The following is a 23,074-nucleotide window of genomic DNA, read 5'->3' on the forward strand; positions in this document are numbered from 1 at the left end:
GGAGTCGAGGGGCCGGGACGCCGTCATGGTGTCCCGGCCCCTCGCTCGTGTCACGCCGTGATCGGCTTGTCGTCCACGCGGACGTGGTCGACCGCCCAGTACCAGTTGTTGCCCGCGTCGTACATGCGGAACTTCAGGGTGACCGTCTTCGCGCCCGCCGGGACCGCGAGTTCCTTCGTCACGAAGGTGTTCTCGGCGTCATGGCCGGCGTTGTCGTTGCCCGTCGCGTCGGCGCTGTAGTGGAGGAGGCGCGTCTCCTCGCCCGTGTCGAAGAGCGCCGTCACCGCCGCCTTCTGCGGGGCCTCCTGGCGGTAGTGCGAGTCGAAGGCCACGTACAGCTTCGACGTGCCCGGCGGCACCGGGACCGCGGGGGAGACCAGCGTCGAGTCGAACGTGCCCTTCGACGACGGCGATCCCGTGTCGTCCCAGTCGTCCGGGTCGGCGACCGCGACGACGCCGAGCGCACGGCCGAAGCCGCCCCGGTCCTGACCCGCCGGTGACCAGGCCCGCTTGGTGTGGAACGTCCAGCCCTGGAGGCGGGCGGTGCCCTGCGGCATACCGGCCGCGTTCACCACCGACCAGCCCTTCGGGGCCTTCGCCGTCCAGCCGACGACCCCCGACACCGGCTCCAGCGAGTCCGCCACCGACTCGAAGTCCTCGCCGAGCAGACGGCCCGCCATGGAGGGGGCGGTACGCGCCGAGACCTCGCCGTCGGCCAGGACGAACCGTTCGCCGGAGCGGGCCCGGGCCGTCACGAGCAGCCGGTACGCGGCCGTGCCCGACAGCTCGCCGGGCACCTGCACCTCCCACTCGGCGGTCGCCGACGCGCCCGCCGCGAGCGAGGCCGGCGGCGCCGAAACCGCCTTCACCGCCCAGCCCTTGGGCACCACCGGGTGCGCCTCGATCGCGGACACGGCGCTCGTCGCGTCGAACCGTGCGCGGACGCGGGCGGCCCTGCCCGGGACCAGGATCGCCTCGTCGATCGTGGTCGACGCCGCCTCCAGGGACACCGTGACGCCGAGCGCGTCGGGCAGCCCCATCGCGGGGTCGGTGACACCTTCCAGCTTGCCGGGGACCCGGCCCGCGTACCGGCGCAGGAAGCCGGGCTGGTCGCGGACGGTGACGGCCACGTCGTACCAGCCCTCGCGCGGCACGCGGATCCGGACGGTGCGGTGTGCGCCCGCGCCGACACGGAACTCGCGGGTGCCGCCGCCGTAGGCGAGATCGCCGACGAGGAACGTGCGGGCGGTGCGGGCGTGGTTGGTCAGCTCGACGTCGGCGCCGCGGCCGTCGTCGGCGAGGTCCAGGTGCGCCTCGTACGTGCCCGCCGCGTCGCCGCGCAGATGCCACAGGGCGCCGTTCGGCCCGTGGACGCGCAGGTCGTAGCCGTTGTCGCCGGGGCTCCACACGTCGGACAGCTTCGACTTGGGGCTCAGCGTGTAGTGCTTCGGCGCGACGCCGGGCTCGGGGTACACCGCGAGGACGGCGCCCTGGCGGCCGTGGTTGGCGAGGTCCAGGATGACCTTGCCGCCGCGCACGCGGGGCGTGACCCGCAGGTCGTACGGGGTGGGGCGGGCGGTGCGGCTGCCGCGCTGCTGCTCGGGCAGAAGCTGCGGCTTGGGCACGGTGGGCGCGGGCAGCTTGCCGGTGTCGGTGACCTTCTGGCGGTTGCCGCTGGTGTCGGGCAGCGTGGGCCACGACGGGTTCTTGCCGGAGAAGTCGAACACGTCGGTCAGGTCGCCGGTGATCTCGCGGCGCCAGGGGCTGATGTTGGGCTCGTGCACCCCGAAGCGCTTCTCCAGGAACTGGATGACGGACGTGTGGTCGCACACCGTCGACGCCACGGCGCCGCCGCGCGTCCACGGCGACACGACGATCATCGGTACGCGCATGCCGAGCCCGAGCGGGAAGGGCCCCGCGGCCTTCGTCTCACCGGCGGGCAGCGTGTCGGACCAGGTCAGTGACCCGTCGGCACCCTTCACGCGGTACTGGCCCCGCTGGTTGACGGGCCGGTAGAAGGTCGAGCCGCCCTTGCTGACCCGCACCACGACCTCACCGTCGGGCGTCACGGTCGACCGGCCACGGCCCTCGGCGACCGGCGGCACGGGCGCGACCAGGTGGTCGTAGAAGCCGCCGTGCTCGTCGTAGTTGAGGATGAACGCGGTCTTGGCGAAGACCTCGGGGTTGTCGGCGAGCGCGGACAGCAGACGCGCCGTCAGATCCTCGCCGTGCGGCGGCGCGTAGCTGGCGTGCTCGGACAGGGCGGCCGGCGCGACGAGCCAGGAGACCTGCGGCAGCGTGTCGTTCTTCACGTCCTCGGCGAACGCGGCGACGAGCGCGTCCCCCATCGCCCACGGGTCGTTCGTCTGCCCGGGGTTGCCGACCTTCTTCATGCCGCGCTCGTACAGCGGCTCACCGGGCCCGGCGGCGCGGAAGGTGTCGAACCAGGCGAGCGCGTTGTCGTCGAAGTTCTCCTGCGCCTGGTACGTCTTCCAGCTGACGCCCGCCGCTTCGAGGCGCTCCGCGTAGGTCGTCCACTCGAAGCCGGGCTCCTGGTTGTCGACGACGGCGATGTCGCGCACCGTGCCGCCGCTGGTGCCGGTCATCAGGTGCTCGCGGTTGGGGTTGGTGCTGGTCTCGGTCGAGCAGTAGTAGTGGTCGCAGATGGTGAAGACCGAGGCGAGCGCGTTGTAGAAGGGCATGTCGGCGGGCTCGTAGTAGCCCTGCCCGAGCCAGCCGCTGCCGCGCCGGGTGACGTAGCCGTCGGCTATGCCGTCGTTGCGGGCGTTCATCGAGTCGCCGAACCCGAAGGCGGCGGCGCCCTGCTGATAGGCGCTGGTGTGCGCGGCGTTCATCGCGAACGGCGCGAGCCAGCCCTCGGCGCGTGACGGGTCGGGCTGGTGGAACACGGGCCGGCCGTTGATCCCGCGCACGGCGGCGCGGTCACCGAACCCCCGTATCCCCTGCATCGTGCCGAAGTAGTGGTCGAACGACCGGTTCTCCTGCATGAACACCACGACGTGCTGGATGTCCTCCAGCTTGCCGGGCCTGCCCGGCGCGGCGAGCGCGGTGCGCAGGCTCAGCGGCAGCGCGGCCAGCACACCGGCGGCCGCGGCGCCGCCGATGAGGGTGCGGCGGGAGAGTTCGGGTCTGTGCTCGGGGTGCGGTGAGCTCGTGCTCATCGGGGGTGTCCTCCAACGTCCTTCTGCAGGCGGCCTGTTTGGCCCAGACCCGTTATGAATACGAGACAGAGGTGGCCATGGCCAGAGGTGTGCGTGAAGTTCCCGTGACGCGGATCCGTATGCCGTGCTCCGGCGTCTGAGAAGGCATGGACTGGGAGAAGCCCCCGACGCCCGCGGAGCCCGTTGCCGCCGAACGGCCGCCCGAGGGCTGCCTCGTGGCCGCGATCCGCATCCCGGTGCGCATCGTTGTCCTGGTCCTCGTCGTACCGATCCGCCTGACCTGGGACGCCGTCGCCGCCGGCGGACGTGCCGTGTGGCGTCGTGGCCTGGTGCCCCTGGCCCGCGGGACCGGACAACTGCTGCGCGCGGTGTTCGTGGTCCCGTGGGTGTGGCTCTGGGCACGCGTACTGGCCCCGGCGGCACGGGGCGCGGGCACCGCGCTGGCGTGGCTGGGCCGGGCGTTGTTCGTGTGGCCGTGGGTGGCGCTGTGGGAGCGCGTGCTGGTTCCGGTCGGCAGGGGGGTCGCCGTCGCGCTGACCTGGACCGGTGAAGCGCTCTTCGTCCGGCCGTGGGTCGCGCTGTGGCGCTACGTCCTCGCGCCGGTCGGCCGCGGGGTGCGGGCCGGAGCGCTGTGGGTGTGGTGGAAGGGCGTCGTCGCCTCGGTCGCCTGGTGGTACCTCCGGGTGATGACACCGGCCGGACGCGGGATCGCGTGGCTGGCGCGACGGGTACGGGCGGGCTTCGCTCTCGCGGGCCGAGGGATCGCGCGTCTCGCCTCCGTCGTCCGGGACGGTGTCGTCGCGGCCGGGCGGGGCGTCGGGTGGCTTCTGAGGGGCGTCGGGGCGGGTCTCGCCTTTGTGGGCCGGGGTGTCGCGCGCCTGGCCTCCGCTGTGTGGGCCGGGGTGGTCGCGGTGGGGCGGGGGATCGGGTGGCTTGCGCGGGGGGTCGGGGCGGGTCTCGCCTTTGTGGGCCGGGGTGTCGCGCGCCTGGCTTCCGCTGCGTGGGCCGGGCTGACCGCGGCCGGGCGCGGCCTGCGCGTGGGCGGTGCGTGGCTGCTGCGGGCGCTCTTCGTCTGGCCGTGGGTGTGGCTGTACGCGCGCGTGCTCGTGCCTCTCGGCGGCGGGATCGCCTGGCTGGCGCGGGGCCTCGCGGCGGTGGGCCGTGCCCTGGGAGCAGGCCTCACCGCACTGCTGCGCGCCCTCGTCGTCGTCCCCGCGGTGTGGTTCTACACACACGCGCTGACGCCACTCGGCCGCGGCATCGTCCTCCTCGCGCGCGGCACGGCGACCGTCGTCATCTGGCTCGCCAAGGCTCTCTTCGTCTGGCCCTGGGTCTGGCTCCACACCCGCGTACTCGCACCCGCCGGACGCGCAACTGCCCTTCTTCTCAAGCTGGTTGGGGCTCAACTCGCCCTCGCCGGCCGAGCGCTGGGCACGGGCCTGACGTGGCTCGGCCGGGGTGTGCGGTCAGGGCTCGCACGGCTCGCGCGTGGCGTGTGGGCCGGCGTCGGACGGTTCGGGCGTGGGGTCCGGGCCGTCGCCGTCACCCTCGTACGGTGGATCTTCGTCGTGCCCGCCGTCGCCCTCTGGCGCCGGGTGCTCGTGCCCGTCGGGCGGGCGGTCGTCGTCCTCGTGCGCGAGACCGGCGAGGCGCTCGGGCACGCGTGGCGTGTCTCCGGACACGTTTCGCGGGCCGTCGGACGGTTCCTCGGCCGACTCCTGCGGCGGACCTTCGTGGACCCGGTGCGCTGGGCGTACCGCCAGGTGTGCACCCCACTGGGGCACCTCGTACGGGACTCCGTGTGGCGGCCCGCGGCCCGGGCGGTCAAGGACGCGAGGCGCACCGCGCGTCAGGCCCTCGCGGCGGCGCGCGAGAGCGTGCGCCAGGCCAGGGCGGACGTCCGCCGGGCGCTCTTCGGAGCAAAACGGGCGGAGCCCGATCCGCTGGTCAGGGACCGGCGGGAACCTGTTCCGCCGCAGGCACGTACTCTAGGTAGCAGTACGACCGCACTCACGAAGGACTAGAACACTGGGCAAGCGACAGCCCGAAGGCCCGCCGCCCGCACCCGCGGTGCAGCGCATCCGACTGCGCTACACCAAGCGCGGCCGCCTCCGGTTCACCAGCCACCGTGACTTCCAGCGCGCCTTCGAGCGTGCGCTGCGCCGCGCCGAGGTGCCCATGGCGTACTCGGCGGGGTTCACGCCGCACCCGAAGGTGTCGTACGCCAATGCCGCACCCACCGGCACGGGCAGCGAAGCCGAGTACCTGGAGATCGCGCTCACCGAAGCGCGCGATCCGGACACGCTGCGCGAGCTCCTCGACGAGTCGCTCCCCACGGGGCTCGACATCATCGAGGCCGTCGAGTCCCGCACCTCGGGCCTCGCCGACCGGCTCACCGCATCCGTCTGGGAGCTGCGGCTCGACGGCGTCGACGCCGCCGAGGCCAAGGCCGCCGCGGACGCGTTCGTGGCGGCGGAGGCCGTCGAGGTCCAGCGAAGGACGAAGAACGGGATGCGGACGTTCGACGCCCGCGCCGCCGTCGTGAGCCTCGAGGCCGCCGAGGTCCCGCAGGCGAACGACGCCCAGGCTGATAGGCCGACCGACAAGGCCTGTGCGATACTGCGCCTGGTTGTTCGGCACGTGACGCCTGCCGTTCGACCCGACGACGTTCTGTCCGGTCTCCGAGCTGTGGCCGACCTGGCGCCGCCGGTCCCCGCAGCGGTGACCAGGCTGGCGCAGGGGCTTTTCGATGAAGAGACCGGCACGGTGACCGACCCGCTCGCGCCCGACCGCGAGGCAGTCGAGGCCGCACCTCCCGCAAGCGGGGGGAGCGCCGCAGCTGCCACCGCGACGGCGCCGGTGCCAGGTTCCGCGTAAGGACGGTCGTCGAAGCGCCGCCCTCGTACTCGGGAGCCACCTGGGTCGGGCAGCGCACGAACCCAAGGACTTTCGCCAGGCCGTACGCACACATGGCGTACGGAACCGGCGAGAACAGACAGAGAGCTCCCGTGCGGCGCCCGCGCCCCGGACGGCGGCACCGCGCATGAACGCGCGAGCCGCGGACGTCACCGGACCAGGCGCGGCGCCCGGGAGCCTGACGGGAGATCCACCCGCATGCTCGAGCCCACCGAACCCACTGAGACGTCGTCGTCCGTGGGAACCGACAACAACAGTCCCAGCGACACCCTGCCGCCGCGCCGCCGGCGCCGTGCGGCCTCGCGCCCCGCGGGCCCGCCCACGGGTGCCGCCGCCGAAACCGCCCCGGCCGCGAAGGCCGCCGCCGACCCCGTCGCCGACGAGGCCGAAGAGACCGAGGCAGGCGCGGCCGCCGCCGAGGCCCCCGCGCAGGACGCCGCACCCGCCGGGCGCCCGCGCCGGCGTGCCACCCGCCGCGCCTCCGCGCCCGCCGGCGCACCCAAGACTCCCGACGCGGCAGAGAGCGCCGAGGCTGCCGAGCCCGCTGCTGCCGCCGCGCCCGCCGTCGCCGCGGAAGAGACCGCCCCCGAGCCGGAGGCCGCGCCCGCCGGGCGTACCCGCCGCCGTGCCACCCGCCGCGTCTCCGCCCCCGCCGGTACCTCCGAGCAGGCCGAGGCCCCCGCGGTGACCGAGCCCGCCGCGGCGCCCGCCGTGGCCGCGGAAGAGACCGCCCCCGAGCCGGAGACCGCCCCCGAGCCTGAGGCCGCCCCCGCCGGGCGTACCCGCCGGCGTGCCACCCGCCGCTCCACCGCCCCCGCCGGCGCACCCGAGCAGGCCGAGCCCGTGGCCGCCGCCGAGCCCGCCGCGACGGAGGCCCCGAAGGCGGAGGCCCCGAAGTCTGAGGCCCCCAAGACCGAGGCTCCCAAGAGCGAGGCCCCCGCCGCCGCGTCCGACGAGGACGCCGAAGGCGGGCGCCGCCCCCGCCGCCGCGCCACCCGCAAGGCCGCGGTCGGCTTCTCCGAGCCCGCGCAGCGCTCCGCCAAGAAGGCCGCCTCGCGCGCCGCCGCTGAGCCCGCCGCCGAGCCCGCCGCAGACGAGACCAAGGGCACGAAGGGCTCGCGCCGTCCCGCGCGGCCGTCCGTCGCCGTCTTCCAGGCGCCGGTCTTCGCCGAGCCGATGTTCCAGACCCCGGAGCGCGCCGCCGCTGCGGCCGCCGCCGAGGCCGCGGTGGAGGAGGAGCCGGTCGAGGCCGAGGCTCCCGCCGAGGCCGTGACCGTGGCCGATGTGATCGCGGAGGAGACGCCGCGCCGGCGCCGCCGCCGTGGCCGCGCCGCCGAGGAGCAGCCCGCCGCGCCGGCCGCCGAGCCGCAGCGGCCCGCCGCCGTCGAGGAGCCGGCCGAGGCCGAGGAGGCCGAGGGCGACCAGGACCACGAGGACCACGACGAGCAGGGCGACCGCCCCACGCGCCGCCGGCGCCGTGGTGGCCGCCGTCGCCGTCGCGGTGACTCCGCGGACGCCGAGTCCGACGAGCAGACCGACGAAGAGGCCGAGCCCACCGACGAGGGCGCCGAGCCCACCGACGAGAGCGATGAGGCCGACGAGGCCGACGAGCGCGAGGAGTCCGGCCCGTCCGGCTCCAGCAGCAGCCGTCGCCGCCGTCGCCGTCGTCGCCGCGCGGGTGACGCCTCCACCGACGGTGAGCCGGGCGACAGCGACCCCGAGCGCACGGTCGTGAAGGTCCGCGAGCCCCGTAAGCAGGAGGAGCGGGGCACCGGCGCCGACGAGGTGCAGTCCATCAAGGGCTCGACGCGTCTCGAGGCCAAGAAGCAGCGCCGCCGCGAGGGCCGCGAGCAGGGCCGCCGTCGTGTGCCGATCATCACCGAGGCCGAGTTCCTGGCCCGCCGCGAGGCCGTCGAGCGGGTCATGGTCGTCCGCCAGCACGGCGAGCGCACCCAGATCGGCGTGCTCGAGGACGACATCCTCGTCGAGCACTACGTCAACAAGGAGCAGGCGACCTCGTACGTCGGCAACGTGTACCTGGGCAAGGTCCAGAACGTGCTGCCGTCCATGGAGGCCGCCTTCATCGACATCGGCAAGGGCCGCAACGCCGTGCTCTACGCCGGTGAGGTCAACTTCGAGGCGCTCGGCATGGCCAACGGGCCGCGCCGCATCGAGACCGCCCTGAAGTCCGGCCAGTCCGTCCTCGTGCAGGTCACCAAGGACCCGATCGGCCACAAGGGCGCCCGCCTGACCAGCCAGGTCTCGCTGCCCGGCCGCTACCTGGTCTACGTCCCCGAGGGGTCGATGACCGGCATCAGCCGCAAGCTGCCCGACACCGAGCGCGCGCGTCTGAAGACCATCCTCAAGAAGATCGTCCCCGAGGACGCGGGCGTCATCGTGCGCACCGCCGCCGAGGGCGCGAGCGAGGAGGAGCTGAGCCGCGACGTCGAGCGTCTGCAGGCCCAGTGGGAGGACATCCAGAAGAAGTCGAAGCAGATCTCGACGAGCTCGCCGAGCCTGCTCTACGGCGAGCCGGACATGACCGTCCGCGTCGTGCGCGACATCTTCAACGAGGACTTCTCCAAGGTCATCGTCAGCGGTGACGACGCGTGGGACACGATCCACGGCTACGTCAACCACGTGGCGCCCGACCTGGCCGACCGCCTCTCGAAGTGGACCTCCGAGGTCGACGTCTTCGCGACGTACCGGATCGACGAGCAGCTCGCCAAGGCGCTCGACCGCAAGGTGTGGCTGCCCAGCGGCGGCTCGCTGGTGATCGACAAGACCGAGGCGATGATCGTCGTCGACGTCAACACCGGCAAGTTCACCGGCCAGGGCGGCAACCTCGAAGAGACCGTGACGAGGAACAACCTCGAAGCGGCCGAGGAGATCGTGCGCCAGCTGCGCCTGCGTGACCTCGGCGGCATCGTCGTCATCGACTTCATCGACATGGTCCTGGAGTCCAACAGGGACCTGGTCCTGCGCCGGCTCCTCGAGTGCCTGGGCCGTGACCGGACCAAGCACCAGGTGGCCGAGGTCACCTCGCTCGGCCTGGTCCAGATGACCCGTAAGCGCGTGGGCCAGGGCCTCCTGGAGTCCTTCTCCGAGACCTGCGTCCACTGCAACGGGCGCGGCGTCATCGTCCACATGGAGCAGCCCACGTCCGCCGGCGGCGGCGGCAAGCGCAAGAAGCGCGGCCGTGGCGGCAACGGCGCGGAGCTCCCGCACGAGCACGACCACGAGCAGGCGGCGCTGGAGACGGAGGTGGAGACCGAGGCAGAGGTCGCCGCCGAGGTCGCGGCCCCGGTCGCGCTGGCCGAGCCCGAGTTCGTGCCCGACGAGGAGCTGTACAGCAGCCCCGCCGAGGCGGAGGCCGCGGCCCGTGGTGGCCGTTCGCGCCGTCGTGCGACCCGCAGGGCGTCGGCTCCGGCCGGCGCGCCCAAGGGCGAGGCGGCCCCGAAGGAGGCCGCCAAGGCGGAGGCTCCGAAGGAGGAGGCCCCGCAGGCCGTGGCGGAGCCCGTCGTGGCCGAGCCGGTCGTGGCGGAGCCCGCTCCCGTCGAGGACGCCGCTCCCAAGGGGCGTACGCGCCGTCGGGCGACCCGTAAGGCGACGGCCCCGGCCGGTTCGCCGAAGGCCGCCGCCGAGGCCGAGGTGACCGTCACGGCGCCCGCCAAGCCCGAGCCCGTCGTGGCCGAGGAGCCCAAGGCCGCTGTGGCCGAGGAGAAGGCCGAGGCGCCCGTCGAGAGCGCGGCTCCGGCCCGCCCGCGTCGCCGCGCCGTCCGCAAGGCCACCGCGCCCACCGCGTCCGAGGAGACGGCCGTCGTGGTCGTCCCGTCGGCCACGGAGGCGCAGGCCGAGCCGGAGCAGGCCGGGCCCGAGGCCGCCGAGGAGGCGCCCGCCGCCAAGAAGACGGCCCGTAAGACGGCCAAGAAGGCGACGGCGAAGAAGGCCGCCACCAAGAAGACCGCGGCCAAGAAGACGGCCGCGAAGAAGACGACGGCCAAGAAGGCGGCGACCAAGACCGCCGCCAAGAAGGCGACCGCGAAGAAGACCGTGGCGGCCGAGCAGCAGGCTCAGCCGTCCGTCTCCGCCGCGGCCGACGAGGCCTGAGCAACGCGGTAGATCCGGATCCGACGCCCCCGAGCCGCACTGCGCGGAGCGGGGGCGTCGGCGTGTCCCAGGCCATGTGACTCCGGCTGAACCGCACCCTGCTCTTGGAGACCGGCCAACTACCTGTAAAACTCATGGAGTCGCACGAGTGAACATGAACGATCACGTGACCGCGCGTTGGGGAGAACACGCGGCCCGTGAAACTGGGGAGGGGTAGCAATGGCGCACGCGCGCCTGAAAGGCACGGGCCGCCACCGTGCCGTGAAACCGGTCAAGGGTGGCAGACAGGCCGTGGCCATCGCCACGGTCCTTTCGGCAGCCGGGATCCAGGCCACCGCGTCCGGGGGGACCGCCGCCGCGGACACCCCGACGTGGACCGAGGGGCCGATCTTCAACGACCCGCACGGCACCACGGACCAGCAGTACGCGATCCGCACCAGGCTGATACAGCTGACGAACGCGGCGCTGCCCGGTTCGGTGATCAAGGTCGCGGTCTACCATGTGTGGGAGCAGTCGGTCGTCGACGCGCTCGTCGCGGCCAAGAACCGCGGCGTGAACGTGCAGATGCTGCTCGACGAGTCCAGCGTCAGCGACCGCCCCACCAACACGTCGTACGCCCAGCTGAAGGCGGCCCTGGGCACCAGCAGCGCGGGGTCGTCCTTCGTGACGCTCTGCCCGGCGCACAAGTCCTGCCTGGGCGACCCCAAGTACGGCCAGTCGATCATGCACAACAAGTTCTGGCTGTTCTCCGCGGTCGAGGGCGCCACGAACGTCGTCGTGCAGACCACGTCGAACTCGACGCCGTCGGCGCACACGAGGTTCTACAACGACGCGCTGATGCTGCCGAACAACGGCGTGATGTACGAGGCGTACTCGGACTACTTCACGGACATGACCGGCAAGAGCTGGTCGACGTGGGACTACCGCACCGTCAGCAACGGCCTGTACAAGGCGTATTTCTTCCCGCGGGCCGGCACGGTCAACGAGTCCGACACGATGTACTCGGTCCTCAACAACGTCGCCTGCTCCTACAAGGACCCGGTCACCGGCGCCGCGAAGAAGACCGTCATCCGGGCCGCGATCTTCAAGGTCACCCGCAAGCAGATCGCCGACAAGCTGGTCTCGCTGAAGAAGCAGGGCTGCACCGTCAGCCTCATGTACGCGGAGACCGACAGCGCCAAGAGCCTGGGCGGCCCCAAGGGGACGTGGGAGGCTCTGCACGCCACCGGCGGTCCCTCGCTGCGCTGCTTCAACGACGACCGGGACCCGCTGAACGCCGGCAAGAAGCTCACGACGCCGTACATCATCCACTCGAAGTACCTGCTGGTGGACGGCATGTACGACGGCAAGCCCAACAAGATCACCTTCACCGGGTCGCAGAACTACACGGGCCCCGCGCTGCGCGAGAACGACGAGGCGATCGTCAAGGTCGACGACGACTCCGTGCACGACGCCTACCGCGACCACTTCAACCGGGTGTGGAACGTGACCTGGCCCGGCACGGCCGACGCCACGGACCTGTGCAAGGGCGTGAAGCCGCTGCCGCAGGACGGTGAGAAGCCGCCCGCGTAGCCCGCGCGCACCCGGCGGAAGGGGGCTGGTTTGACCCTTTCGGCGGGTGACCCGTAACCTTGACCGTCGGCGTCTGTTGAGCGCCGCACCCCTGAGCACCTCACCTCCCGGTCCGCCGGGGGAGGCCGCTCGTCCAATCCGGAACATCACGGGCCCTCGGGCACGTGTGAGCGGCTGGCTTCAGGGGTTTCGTTCCGAGCGAGAGAGAGATCCGCGTGTACGCCATCGTGCGCAGCGGTGGTCGCCAGCACAAGGTTGCTGTCGACGACATCGTTGAGGTTGACAAGATTTCCACCGCCAAGGTTGGCGACACCGTAGAGCTCTCTACGCTGCTCGTTGTCGACGGCGACGCTGTGACCAGCGACCCGTGGGTGCTGGCCGGCATCAAGGTCCAGGCCGAGGTCGTGGACCACCACAAGGGTGCCAAGATCGACATCCTTCGGTACAAGAACAAGACCGGCTACCGCCGTCGTCAGGGTCACCGTCAGCAGTACACGGCGATCAAGATCACCGGCATCCCCGCGGCTGCGAAGTAAGGGACTGAGACAAGATGGCACACAAGAAGGGCGCATCGTCCACTCGGAACGGGCGCGATTCCAATGCTCAGCGGCTCGGTGTGAAGCGCTTCGGCGGTCAGACCGTCAACGCCGGTGAGATCCTGGTCCGCCAGCGCGGCACCCACTTCCACCCGGGCACGGGCGTCGGTCGCGGTGGCGACGACACCCTGTTCGCGCTGAACGCCGGTGCGGTGGAGTTCGGTACGCACCGCGGCCGCAAGGTCGTGAACATCGTTCCGGTCGCCTGAAACCCCTAGTTCCTAGGACTCAGGCTCCGTAGAGCGTTTTCGCGAGGGCGGACCTTGCTTGCCCGGCCAGAAGCTTCGGCTTCCGGATCGGGAAGCAGGTCCGCCCTTCGTGTGTTTCCAATGAACGACGAGCAAAGACATTTCGTACTCCTCCGGCCCTTCGCCGGGGGAATCCCCAGGAGGCACTGAACCATGACCACCTTCGTGGACCGCGTCGAACTGCATGTCGCCGCGGGTAACGGAGGCCACGGCTGTGCCTCCGTTCACCGTGAGAAGTTCAAGCCGCTCGGCGGCCCGGACGGCGGCAACGGCGGCCGTGGCGGCGACGTCATCCTGGTCGTCGACCAGGCGGTGACGACGCTCCTCGACTACCACCACTCGCCCCACCGCAAGGCCACGAACGGCAAGCCGGGCGAGGGCGGGAACCGCTCCGGCAAGGACGGTCAGGACCTCGTCCTGCCCGTGCCGGACGGCACCGTCATCCTCGACAAGGCGGGCAATGTGCTGGCCGACCTCGTCGGCCAGGGCACGACGTACGTCGCCGCCCAGGGCGGCCGCGGCGGCCTCGGCAACGCGGCGCTGGCCTCGGCCCGCCGCAAGGCGCCCGGCTTCGCGCTCCTCGGTGTGCCCGGTGATCTCCAGGACATCGTCCTCGAGCTCAAGACGGTCGCGGACATCGCGCTCGTCGGCTACCCGAGCGCCGGAAAGTCGTCCCTCATCTCGGTCCTGTCGGCCGCGAAGCCGAAGATCGCCGACTACCCCTTCACGACGCTCGTCCCGAACCTCGGCGTCGTGACCGCCGGCTCGACCGTCTACACCATCGCCGACGTGCCGGGCCTCATCCCTGGCGCCAGCAAGGGCAAGGGCCTCGGCCTGGAGTTCCTGCGCCATGTCGAGCGCTGCTCGGTCCTGGTCCACGTACTCGACACGGCCACCCTCGAATCGGACCGTGACCCGGTCTCCGACCTCGACATCATCGAGGAGGAGCTCAAGCAGTACGGCGGCCTCGACAAGCGCCCGCGCCTCGTCGTCCTCAACAAGATCGACGTGCCGGACGGCCAGGACCTCGCGGACCTGGTCCGCCCGGACCTGGAGGCCCGCGGCTACCGCGTCTTCGAGGTGTCGGCCGTGGCCCACAAGGGCCTCAAGGAGCTGTCCTTCGCCCTCGCCGAGATGGTCGCCGCGGCGCGCGCCGCCAAGCCCAAGGAAGAGGCGACGCGCATCGTCATCCGCCCGAAGGCGGTCGACGACTCGGGCTTCACGGTCGCGCAGGAGGAGGACGGCCTCTTCCGCGTGCGCGGCGAGAAGCCGGAGCGCTGGGTGCGCCAGACCGACTTCAACAACGACGAGGCCGTCGGCTACCTCGCCGACCGCCTCAACCGCCTCGGCGTCGAGGACGCCCTCATGAAGGCCGGCGCGGTCACGGGCGACGGCGTGGCCATCGGCCCCGAGGACAACGCGGTCGTCTTCGACTGGGAGCCCACGGTCATGGCAGGCGCCGAGATGCTCGGCCGCCGTGGCGAGGACCACCGCTTCGAGGAGCCGCGCCCCGCAGCCCAGCGCCGCCGCGACAAGCAGGCGGAGCAGGACGAGGCGGAGCAGGAGTACGACGAGTTCAAGCCGTTCTAGGTCATCGGGCGCGCTGCCCGGGCCGACGGACGGAGTCGGGCGGGGCGCCGTGACCAGGTCCAGCACACCGCTTCGAGGAGCCGCGCCCCGCGCGGCCCGGCGCCGCCGCGCCAAGCGGACGGAGCGGGACGGGGCGGAGCAGGGACAGGACGAGTCGAGCCGTTCCAGGCGCAGTCGGGCGTTGTGGCCCAGCTCACGAGGAAGGCCCCCGGGAGAATCTCCCGGGGGCCTTCCTCATGTTCAGCCTGTGCGACGGGCTTCAGCGTTCAGCCCGCGCGGCAAGCGCTACGCCGTGACCGCGTCGCCGGACTCCGAGTCGGAATCCAGCGCCTCGGCGAACTCGTCCGCGTCCGTGCCCGTGTCGCGCTGGCCGGGGATCTCCGCCGCGAGGCGGGACTCCATGCGGACGCGGCGCTCGTCGGCCCGGTCGCACAGCGCGCGCACCGCGTCGTTGAAGCGCTCCAGGGACGGCGGGTCGGAGGGGCCCAGGAGGTGCTCCTTGAGCTCCGCGCGGGCCTCCGCGTGGGAATCCGTCTCCGGGGCGCGTACGGCCTTGAGAAGGGCGGGTACCTCCGTTGCCGCGGGCGTCAGGATCGTCGCCGCGCTCACCGTCGGGAATCCGGCGCGGAAATCGCTCTCGGACATGCCGGAGGTGTTCGCGACGGCGTACGGCTTCTCGCTCGTCAGCCAGTCCGAGACGACCGAGGAGACATCGCTGATGAGGACGTCGGCCTGGTTGAAGCAGGTGAAGATCGCCGGGCGGGCGTCCGTGATGACCAGGTGCTCCCACTCCGGGAAGGACGCCCAGTAAGCGGCTTCCCACGCGGCGGTCGCGTCGGTGACGGCGGACTGCCGGTCACCGTCGGGCGCGCCCTGGAGCATCATGCGCTCCATCTCGTCCGCGCTGGCGCGGAACGCGGTCGACGTCAGCCTGTCCAGCTCCGCCGCGCGGCGGACCAGCTCGGCGGCGGCCTCGGGGCCGGGCCGGGCGCCGGAGCGCTTCGCGGCCGCCTCGCGGACCATCGCCTTGATGCGCTCGTTCGCGACGCCCGCGCGCGGGTCGACCGAACCGGTCATCGGGTGCGGCTTGTAGAGGAGGCGTACGGAGTCGTCGGCGAGCAGGTGCTTGACGATGTTCTCGCCGGCGAGAAGCACCGACGTGTTGCCCGGGTTGCCGTCCCAGCCCTCCCAGGTGGGGGCATAGAGGACCGTCGTGTACGTGCCCTGGGGCGCGCCGGTGGCGCGCCTGATGGGCGACAGCTGCGGGCGGCCCACCTCCACGACGTCCTTGTCCTCGACGCCGATGTCGGCGAGCTGGTAGCGCTCGCGGGCCGCGGGCCCGGCCACCCACACCTCGTCGTACGCCTTCGCGTACGGGTTGCAGGAGGACAGCTTGTCGCTCTCGCCGTGGTTGATGAAGGCGTGCTTGATCGTCGGGATGCGCAGGACCTGGGAGGTCTTCGCGGCGTTCGCCGGGTGCAGCACCATCTTCAGCGTCGAGTTCTCCAGGGAGAACATCGTGGCGACCTTCGGGAAGCAGATGATCGGTACGTCGGTCGCGTCGATCTTCTGGACCATGAACCGCTCGCGCAGCACGATCAGCGGCTTGCCGTCGACCTCGGACAGCGTGGAGAGCCACATGTTGGCCTGGTACGCGGACGACGTGCCGCCCGAGAAGTACATCGCGACGGTCGGCTGGTAGTCGGCCAGCCACCGGTCGAGCCAGGCCATGACCTTCTGCTCGCTCAGGGCGCGCTTCTTCGGAAGCAGCCAGGTCGCGAGGTAGACGGTGCCGCCGCCGAGCAGCACGATCGAGACGGCGAGGCCGATGCCGCCCCAGAGCGCGTCGGTGGTGGCCGCGGTGATCAGCAGGCCGACGGTGCCGGGGGCGGCGAAGCTGAGCAGGCGGTGGCCCTGGCGGCGGGCCAGGATGCGCGGCGGCGCCGCGGAGAGCCGCAGCTCGGACGCGTCGATGTTCCGCGTCACGATGGGCAGCGCGCGCGTGCGCCGTACCAGCACGGCCACGGCCTGGCACGCGAAGTGCAGGGCGTAGAAGGCGAGCAGCGCGATGGTGAGGGGGGACTGCTCGGCCAGCGGCTCGATGCCGTCGATGCGCAGGAGACCGACCAGGATCAGCATGTCTCGCAGCAGCTGGCGGACGGTGACATCGAAGCGGATCTTGCCGAGGAGGGAGAGCAGGCCGGGCTGCTTGTACTGGAGATACGTGTCGAGCGCGAGACCTGCTGCGCTCGCGGCGACGAACACCGGGACGTACGGGATCAGCGCGCTGACGAGCTGGGCCGTGTAGAGCGCGAACATCGCGAAGAGCGCGGAGAGCTGCACGACGCGGCGGGGGGCAAGGCCGGCGGAGGGCACTGGGCGGGGCTCCTGGCAGGGGGTCGGGTGGCGGGGGGAAAGATCTGCGGGGGGTGCGCGGCATTCTTCGACGAAGGCCGACCACTGACCGTATGACTTTCGCGCCCTCGCTAGCAATCCTTCGTGACAGCTATCACCGGATAAAGGGGCAAAGGCCCCACGATCTCCGGGTGACGATTCCTTTCTCCGCCCCCGGTGGAATTCCTTATCGCGTGAGACTGCCGTCCGCCCCTCGGAACCCGGAGGCGCCGCGCCGTGTCGCTCACGTAGATTGCAAGACCTGGGCCGTGGCCGGGACGAGGCTCACGGCCGGTCAGCACCGATGGGGAACGCACGTGTCAGCGGCAGGGCAGGACATGAGGCAGGGCGTGGCGGAAGCCCGCAGGATCGTGGTCAAGGTCGGATCCTCCTCGCTCACCACCGCCGAGGGCGGCCTCGACGCCGACCGGGTCGACGCCCTCGTCGACGTGCTCGCCAAGGTCCGCGGCGGCAGCGAGAAGGAGATCGTGCTCGTCTCGTCCGGCGCCATCGCCGCCGGGCTCGCGCCGCTCGGCCTGCACCGGCGCCCCAAGGACCTCGCCCGCCAGCAGGCGGCCGCGAGCGTCGGCCAGGGTCTTCTGGTGGCCCGCTACACCGCCTCCTTCGCGCGCCACGGCGTCCGCGTCGGCCAGGTTCTGCTCACCAGCGACGACATGGCCCGCCGCGCCCACCACCGCAACGCGTCGCGCACCCTCGACCAGCTCCTCGCGATGGGCGCCCTGCCCGTCGTGAACGAGAACGACACCGTGGCCACGGACGAGATCCGCTTCGGCGACAACGACCGGCTCGCCGCCCTGGTCGCCCACCTCGTCCACGCCGACCTCCTCGTCCTCCTCTCCGACGTCGACGGCCTCTACGACGGCGACCCCGCCAAGCCCGGCAGCTCGCGGATCTCCGAGGTCCGCGGCCCCGCCGACCTCGCGCACGTCAAGATCGGCAGCGCGGGGAAGGCGGGCGTCGGCACCGGCGGCATGGTGACCAAGGTCGAGGCGGCCGGGATCGCCGCGGCCGCGGGCATCCCCGTGGTCCTCACCAGCGCGGTGCACGCGGCCGACGCACTCGCCGCCCGCGACACGGGCACGTACTTCCACCGCACGGGCCGGCGCAGCGCCGACCGCCTCCTGTGGCTCCAGCACGCCTCCACGCCGCAGGGCGCGCTCACGCTCGACGACGGGGCGGTGAAGGCCGTCGTGGAGGGACGCAAGTCGCTCCTCCCCGCGGGCATCGCGGCCGTCGAGGGCGAGTTCAACGCGGGTGACCCCGTCGAGCTGCGCGACACCACGGGGCGCGCGGTCGCGCGCGGCCTGGTGAACTTCGACGCCAAGGAGATCCCGCAACTCATCGGCCGCTCCACTCGCGAGCTGGCCCGCGAACTGGGGCCCGCCTACGAGCGTGAGGTCGTCCACCGTGACGACCTCGTGCTGCTGCGCGCCTGACCGCCCCGGCGCACTCGTGAAGATCCGGCGTCCGCGCTGGTCGTAAACCGTGTAAACGGCCGAAAGGCGGGCCTCCGGCGGGGGACCTTCCCCAAAACCGCCCCATGACGGCGCTTGGCCTGCTGAACTTTGTTTCAGGAAGTTCCGCACGACCATTGCGCAAAGGAGGCCGTCGTGAGACGAGCGCGCCCGGGGGCGACGTCCCGAGGGTCTGCGGAGCGGGCACTGACCAGCGTCGCGGCCGGCGAGTCGTACCAGGGCAGCGGGCAGGAGGAGAGCGTCGTGACGGTGGAAGGCCCCCGCCTCTGGCATGTCACTCTCAGTGTCTCCGGCGCCGACGCGCCCCTCGCGGAGGTACGGCGCGGACTCGAACAACTGGCGCACGACCACCCCTTTCTGCTGACGAGCCGGTACGCCGTCGACCACGCCGAGATCCGCTACTGGGAAGAGGCCCGCGACCTGCACGACGCGGCCGCCGTGGCGCTGCGCCTGTGGGGCGAGCACCGGCAGAGTTCCCAGCTCCCGCCGTGGGAGATCGTCGGCCTCGAGGTCATCGACCGCGACACGTACCACCAGCGCATCGCCGAGGGATACGGGCCCCTGCCGGCCACCCCGGTGGGCGTACACCCGTTTTAGGTCACATCTCAGGGTTCGGAACAGGCGCCGGACGGCCCCGGCGCGCCCATTACCCTGCCGTTATGACCTCGCTCTCGCCGTACGACTCGATGACCCCCGTCACCCAGGCCGCCTACCGCGCCCGGTCGGCGGCCGGTGTGATCGCCCCGCTGCCGCGGGCCGCGAAGGACGATGCCCTCGCCGCGATCGCCGACGCCCTCGAAGTGCGCACGGCCGAGATCGTCGAGGCGAACGCCAAGGACATCGCCCGCGCCCGCGAGGCCGGCACCAGCGAGTCGATCATCGACCGCCTCACGCTCACGCCCGAGCGGGTGCGCGCCATCGCCGCCGACGTGCGCGACGTCGTCGCCCTGCCCGACCCGGTCGGCACGGTCGTCCGCGGCAACACCCTCCCGAACGGCATCGACCTGCGCCAGGTCCGCGTCCCGCTCGGCGTCGTCGGCATCATCTACGAGGCCCGCCCGAACGTGACCGTGGACGCCGCCGCCCTCTGCCTCAAGTCGGGCAACGCCGTTCTCCTGCGCGGCAGTTCGTCCGCGTACGAGTCCAACACCGCCCTCGTGCGCGTGCTGCGCGACGCCGTCGGCGGCTCCGGACTGCCCGCCGACGCCATCCAGCTCGTGCCCGGCGAGGGCCGCGACTCCGTCACCGAACTGATGCGGGCGCGCGGCCTGGTCGACGTCCTCATCCCGCGCGGCGGCGCCTCCCTCATCAAGAACGTCGTCGAGAACTCGATCGTCCCCGTCATCGAGACCGGCACCGGCAACTGCCACGTCTACGTCGACGCCCACGCCGACCTCGACATGGCCGTCGACATCCTGATCAACTCCAAGGCGCAGCGCCCCAGCGTCTGCAACGCCGCCGAGACCCTCCTCGTCCACCAGGACATCGCCGACGCCTTCGTGCCCCGCGCCCTCGAGGCCCTCGCCGAGGCCGGCGTCACCGTGCACGCCGACGAGCGCGTCCTCGCGTACGCCGAGGGCTCCAAGGCCACCGTCGTCGAGGCGACCCCCGAGGACTGGGAGACCGAGTACCTCTCGTACGACATCGCGGCCGCCGTCGTGCACTCCCTGGACGCCGCCGTGGAGCACATCCGCCTCTGGTCGTCCGGCCACACCGAGGCCATCGTCACCACCTCACAGCAGGCGGCCCGCCGCTTCACCCAACTGGTCGACTCCACGACGGTCGCCGTGAACGCCTCGACACGCTTCACGGACGGCGGCCAGTTCGGCTTCGGCGCCGAGATCGGCATCTCCACCCAGAAGCTCCACGCCCGGGGCCCCATGGGCCTTCCGGAGCTGACGAGCACCAAGTACATCGTCACGGGCGACGGCCACATCCGGTAGCCGCGGGCATGCGGACGGGAACAAAGGGAATTCCCGCACCGACTGCCCAAAACGACCCCCCAGGTCTACTCTGGACGCGTGCCGGAGGACGTGGGGGGCACGCCGTTCCCTGACGGCTGGGAGCCCGACGACGACCGCGACCGCGGGGGTGCGGACGAAGAGTTCGCCTCCGTGGTCTTCGACGAGGACTTCGTGCAGGCCGCCGAGGTCCATGAACCGACCGCGGTCGAGCGGCTGCTCGCCGCGGCGCAGGCGCGCGCCGAGGCCCAGGAAGCCGAGGCGCGAAGGGCCCGCACCCGTGGTTCCGCCGTCGACGACGACCTCTACGACGACGGGTACGGCCTCGACCCGCGAGGCGGCTACGGCAGCCACGGCCCGGACGCCGACGACCTCTACGACCCCGATGTCGACGAGGACGGCTACCCGCTCCCCGGCGCGTACGCCGCGAAGGTGCGCTGGCGCCGCCCCGTCGCCTGGCTGCTTGCCCTCGTCATGGGTATCGGCATGGTCGCGCTCGCCTTCACCGCCGTCTACCGCGGCGCCTCGTCGGGGGGCCGCCAGGACCGGGTCCCGCCGCCCGCGACGACCGAGCTGGAGAAGGGCTTCCCGCCGGCCCCCGACGCCTCCGCCGACTACTCCCAGTCACCGGTCCCCGCGACCCCGCGGATCCCCTGACCACGCACGGGTACACCCCGTCGGCACAGGGTGGAGACCCTGTCGGAAGTTGTCGCGTACCAGCGCGTTTACCGGACCCCCCGCAGACCTACCCTGAAGGTATGGGCGAGCCAGGAGACCCACCGGAGGGGACCCCCGAGAGCGCTCCCGGCGGTGGTGGTGAGGACGAGTACCGATCCGTCGTCTTCGACGAGTCGTTCATCCGCGCTGCCCGGCTCCAGGAGTTCTCCGCGCAGGAGCGCATCACCGACCACGCGCCCGCCGTACGCCGCCGCCCCGGACTGCGCCGCGGCTTCACCCGGCAGGCCGTCATCCTCGTCATCCTGATCGTCATCGCGTTCGGCACCGCGATCTACATGGGCGTACGCAACCCTTACCAGGGCGTCACCGCCGGCCGCCGGCCCGAACCGCTGCGGATGACCGTCATCCCGCTCTCGCCGCAGGGCCGGGTACCCGGCGCCGTCTCGGTGTCCGAGCTCTACGCGCACAGTCCCGCCGCCCAGTTCGCGACGGCCGCCGAGGGTATCGCCCTGCCTCCGGCCCGGCACACCTCACACTTCTCCGAGAGTCAGGTCTTCGCCGCCCTGACCACCGCCAAGGACTACCTCGTCGAGTCCTCGCTCGACCCCGACGTGCTCACCGGGAAAGCGGTGCGGCCCGTGCGGATCCTGGTCGACCCGCAGCAGCTCGACCAGTTCGACCGGAGCTTCGACCGGCCCGCCGCCGACGGACGGCACGCGGCCACCGGCTGGCTCGTCCGCTTCGACCCGAAGCAGGCCGCGCTCGCCGACACCGGGATCCGCGTCCACGGCACCCTGCGCGCCACGGAGGCCGACGCGGACACCCTGGAGGTCGCCTCCGACCACACCTTCGTCTACGCGCTGCGCCCGGTCGGCACCGGCTCCGACGCGAAGGCGTCCCTGTTCACCGTCCGCCGCGAGCTGCACTTCCGCTTCGACCGGGACGACCTGCGCATGCACCAGGCCGAGGTGGTCGTCAGCTATGTGCAGGCCGGGCCGCTGTCCTGCTCCGTCGACTCGACCGCGCATCTGCACCCGCTGCTCGCGGGGCAGACGCCGAAGAAGGGCGGCCCGGCCGGCACCGACCCGTTCGCCACGGGCGGCACCACCTCGCTGTGCGGCGCCCTCGCGCCGGGCGCCCAGCCTTCGCTCTGAGCCCCGCGGGACCTACGCGCCGTCCTCCGGCGTCCCGTGGTTGCCCGTGTTCGCACCGCCGCTGCCGCCGCCGAACTTGCCGCGCAGCTTGCCGCCCAGGTCGCCCGCGCCGCCCGCGATGTCCGTGACCAGCTTCATCAGCGGGTCCTTGGAGTTGCGCACGTTGTCCGCGTAGTGCGAGGCCGACTGGCGGAACGAGTCGGTGACCGAGGTGTCCTTGTCCTCGCTGCGGCGCGGGTAGTGGCCGTCCATGATCCGCTGGTAGTCGCGGGTCGCGGCCCACTTCTTCAGCTCGGCCGCGCGGACCGTGGTGAAGGGGTGCGTGCGCGGCATCACGTTGAGGATCTTCAGCACGGAGTCGCGCAGGTCGCCCCCGGCCTCGTACTCCTCGGCCTGCTTGAGGAACGCGTCCACGTTCATCTCGTGCAGGTGGTTGCCTCCCGCGATCTTCATCAGGCCGCGCATCGACGCCTTGAGGTCCTGGCCGACCAGCAGGCCGGCGCGGTCCGCCGACAGCTCCGACTTGCGGAACCACTCGCGCAGCGCCGTGACGATCGCCATGATCGCGAAGTTGCCGAGCGGGATCCACGCGACGCGGAGCGCCAGGCTGGTCAGGAACAGCAGTATCGTCCGGTAGACGGAGTGCCCGGACAGCGCGTGGCCCACCTCGTGGCCGATGACCGCCTGCATCTCCTCCTCGTCGAGCAGCTCCACCAGGCCGGTCGTGACGACGATGATCGGCTCGTCCAGGCCGATGCACATCGCGTTCGGCTGAGGGTCCTGGGTGACGTACATCGGCGGGACCTTCTCCAGGTCCAGGATGTAACAGGCGTCCCGCAGCATGTCGTTGAGGTGCGCGAACTGGTCGTCGGAGACCCGGACCGAGTCCGACAGGAACAGCAGGCGCAGGCTCCGCTCGGGCAGCAGTCCGCTGAGCGCCTTGAACACCGTGTCGAAACCGCTGAGCTTGCGCAGCGCCACCAGGGCCGACCGGTCCGCCGGGTGCTCGTACGCGCGAGAGGAGATCCCCTCGAAGCGCCGGCGCTGCCTGCTCGGTACGTGCTCGCGCTGGTCGTCGTTGCCGTCGTTGACGTCGGGCATGCGTCCCCCATGTTCGTGTGCCGTCATGTTCGGTTGTGCCCCCGAGGAGGTCTCCACAGTAGGCGGAGATACCGTG

15 protein-coding genes are annotated in these 23,074 nt (G+C 72.0%); 12 read left to right on the forward strand and 3 right to left on the reverse strand.

Annotated elements, in window-relative coordinates; all coding sequences use genetic code 11:
• Positions 1–50: 50 nt before the first annotated feature.
• On the reverse strand, positions 51–3,182 hold the full coding sequence (locus tag OHO83_RS29380) for a phosphocholine-specific phospholipase C (protein ID WP_330279969.1): 3,132 nt from the start codon (positions 3,180–3,182) through the stop codon (positions 51–53).
• A 146-nt stretch (positions 3,183–3,328) separates the two neighbouring features.
• Here OHO83_RS29380 and OHO83_RS29385 point away from each other — a divergent pair, with 146 nt between their 5' ends.
• From OHO83_RS29385 to obgE, 7 genes are all read left to right on the forward strand, one after another.
• Positions 3,329–5,206: a hypothetical protein gene (locus OHO83_RS29385; protein ID WP_330279970.1), complete on the forward strand. Its 1,878-nt coding sequence runs from the start codon at positions 3,329–3,331 to the stop codon at positions 5,204–5,206.
• A 46-nt stretch (positions 5,207–5,252) separates the two neighbouring features.
• The gene (locus OHO83_RS29390; RefSeq protein WP_266670475.1) at positions 5,253–6,059 is read left to right on the forward strand and encodes a TIGR03936 family radical SAM-associated protein; all 807 of its coding nucleotides are present in this window, start codon (positions 5,253–5,255) and stop codon (positions 6,057–6,059) included.
• Positions 6,060–6,296: 237 nt separating this feature from the next.
• Entirely contained in the window at positions 6,297–10,208 is a 3,912-nt protein-coding gene (locus OHO83_RS29395) for an Rne/Rng family ribonuclease (protein ID WP_330279971.1), read from the forward strand.
• A gap of 219 nt (positions 10,209–10,427) precedes the next feature.
• Complete coding sequence (locus tag OHO83_RS29400; protein ID WP_266670471.1) at positions 10,428–11,780, forward strand: phospholipase D-like domain-containing protein; 1,353 nt, start codon at positions 10,428–10,430, stop codon at positions 11,778–11,780.
• A gap of 215 nt (positions 11,781–11,995) precedes the next feature.
• The gene (gene rplU / locus OHO83_RS29405) at positions 11,996–12,316 is read left to right on the forward strand and encodes a 50S ribosomal protein L21 (protein WP_116513007.1); all 321 of its coding nucleotides are present in this window, start codon (positions 11,996–11,998) and stop codon (positions 12,314–12,316) included.
• 14 nt (positions 12,317–12,330) lie between these two features.
• A complete protein-coding gene (rpmA, locus tag OHO83_RS29410) occupies positions 12,331–12,585 on the forward strand; it encodes a 50S ribosomal protein L27 (protein ID WP_100594223.1) in 255 nt (84 codons plus the stop codon).
• A gap of 192 nt (positions 12,586–12,777) precedes the next feature.
• Positions 12,778–14,214 carry a GTPase ObgE gene (gene obgE / locus OHO83_RS29415; RefSeq protein ID WP_266670468.1) on the forward strand — a complete coding sequence of 479 codons (1,437 nt, stop codon included), beginning with the start codon at positions 12,778–12,780 and terminating at the stop codon, positions 14,212–14,214.
• Positions 14,215–14,499: 285 nt separating this feature from the next.
• On the opposite strand, the gene OHO83_RS29420 is transcribed toward obgE, so the two are convergent.
• Positions 14,500–16,590, reverse strand: a complete 2,091-nt coding sequence (locus OHO83_RS29420) for a hypothetical protein (RefSeq protein ID WP_330279972.1) — start codon at positions 16,588–16,590, stop codon at positions 14,500–14,502.
• 356 nt (positions 16,591–16,946) lie between these two features.
• Between OHO83_RS29420 and proB the strand changes: the two genes are divergently transcribed.
• The 5 genes from proB to OHO83_RS29445 all read left to right on the forward strand — a co-directional run bounded on the left by proB (position 16,947) and on the right by OHO83_RS29445 (position 21,897).
• The gene (proB, locus tag OHO83_RS29425) at positions 16,947–18,065 is read left to right on the forward strand and encodes a glutamate 5-kinase (RefSeq protein ID WP_266670464.1); all 1,119 of its coding nucleotides are present in this window, start codon (positions 16,947–16,949) and stop codon (positions 18,063–18,065) included.
• Positions 18,066–18,239: 174 nt separating this feature from the next.
• Positions 18,240–18,701 (forward strand): hypothetical protein, encoded by a 462-nt coding sequence (locus OHO83_RS29430; RefSeq protein ID WP_266670462.1) that lies wholly within the window; start codon positions 18,240–18,242, stop codon positions 18,699–18,701.
• Positions 18,702–18,763: 62 nt separating this feature from the next.
• Entirely contained in the window at positions 18,764–20,047 is a 1,284-nt protein-coding gene (locus tag OHO83_RS29435) for a glutamate-5-semialdehyde dehydrogenase (RefSeq protein WP_266670460.1), read from the forward strand.
• A gap of 78 nt (positions 20,048–20,125) precedes the next feature.
• Positions 20,126–20,722 carry an SCO2584 family spore wall biosynthesis protein gene (locus tag OHO83_RS29440; protein WP_266670458.1) on the forward strand — a complete coding sequence of 199 codons (597 nt, stop codon included), beginning with the start codon at positions 20,126–20,128 and terminating at the stop codon, positions 20,720–20,722.
• A gap of 101 nt (positions 20,723–20,823) precedes the next feature.
• Positions 20,824–21,897 carry an SCO2583 family membrane protein gene (locus OHO83_RS29445; protein WP_330279973.1) on the forward strand — a complete coding sequence of 358 codons (1,074 nt, stop codon included), beginning with the start codon at positions 20,824–20,826 and terminating at the stop codon, positions 21,895–21,897.
• A gap of 12 nt (positions 21,898–21,909) precedes the next feature.
• Here the strand turns inward: OHO83_RS29445 and OHO83_RS29450 are convergent, their stop codons facing one another.
• Positions 21,910–22,998, reverse strand: coding sequence for a M48 family metallopeptidase (locus OHO83_RS29450; protein ID WP_266670454.1), 1,089 nt, complete (start codon positions 22,996–22,998; stop codon positions 21,910–21,912).
• Positions 22,999–23,074: the final 76 nt, after the last annotated feature.

The sequence above is a fragment of the Streptomyces sp. NBC_00569 genome (assembly GCF_036345255.1).
Lineage (GTDB): Bacteria > Actinomycetota > Actinomycetes > Streptomycetales > Streptomycetaceae > Streptomyces.

What these genes read in the sequence shown, in the direction of transcription:
- OHO83_RS29380 (WP_330279969.1), bottom strand. Translation starts at nt 3,182, where the DNA reads ATGAGCACGAGCTCACCGCACCCCGAGCACAGACCCGAACTCTCCCGC.
- OHO83_RS29385 (WP_330279970.1), top strand. Translation starts at nt 3,329, where the DNA reads ATGGACTGGGAGAAGCCCCCGACGCCCGCGGAGCCCGTTGCCGCCGAA.
- OHO83_RS29395 (WP_330279971.1), top strand. Translation starts at nt 6,297, where the DNA reads ATGCTCGAGCCCACCGAACCCACTGAGACGTCGTCGTCCGTGGGAACC.
- OHO83_RS29400 (WP_266670471.1), top strand. Translation starts at nt 10,428, where the DNA reads ATGGCGCACGCGCGCCTGAAAGGCACGGGCCGCCACCGTGCCGTGAAA.
- rpmA (WP_100594223.1), top strand. Translation starts at nt 12,331, where the DNA reads ATGGCACACAAGAAGGGCGCATCGTCCACTCGGAACGGGCGCGATTCC.
- obgE (WP_266670468.1), top strand. Translation starts at nt 12,778, where the DNA reads ATGACCACCTTCGTGGACCGCGTCGAACTGCATGTCGCCGCGGGTAAC.
- proB (WP_266670464.1), top strand. Translation starts at nt 16,947, where the DNA reads ATGAGGCAGGGCGTGGCGGAAGCCCGCAGGATCGTGGTCAAGGTCGGA.
- OHO83_RS29435 (WP_266670460.1), top strand. Translation starts at nt 18,764, where the DNA reads ATGACCTCGCTCTCGCCGTACGACTCGATGACCCCCGTCACCCAGGCC.
- OHO83_RS29445 (WP_330279973.1), top strand. Translation starts at nt 20,824, where the DNA reads ATGGGCGAGCCAGGAGACCCACCGGAGGGGACCCCCGAGAGCGCTCCC.
- OHO83_RS29450 (WP_266670454.1), bottom strand. Translation starts at nt 22,998, where the DNA reads ATGCCCGACGTCAACGACGGCAACGACGACCAGCGCGAGCACGTACCG.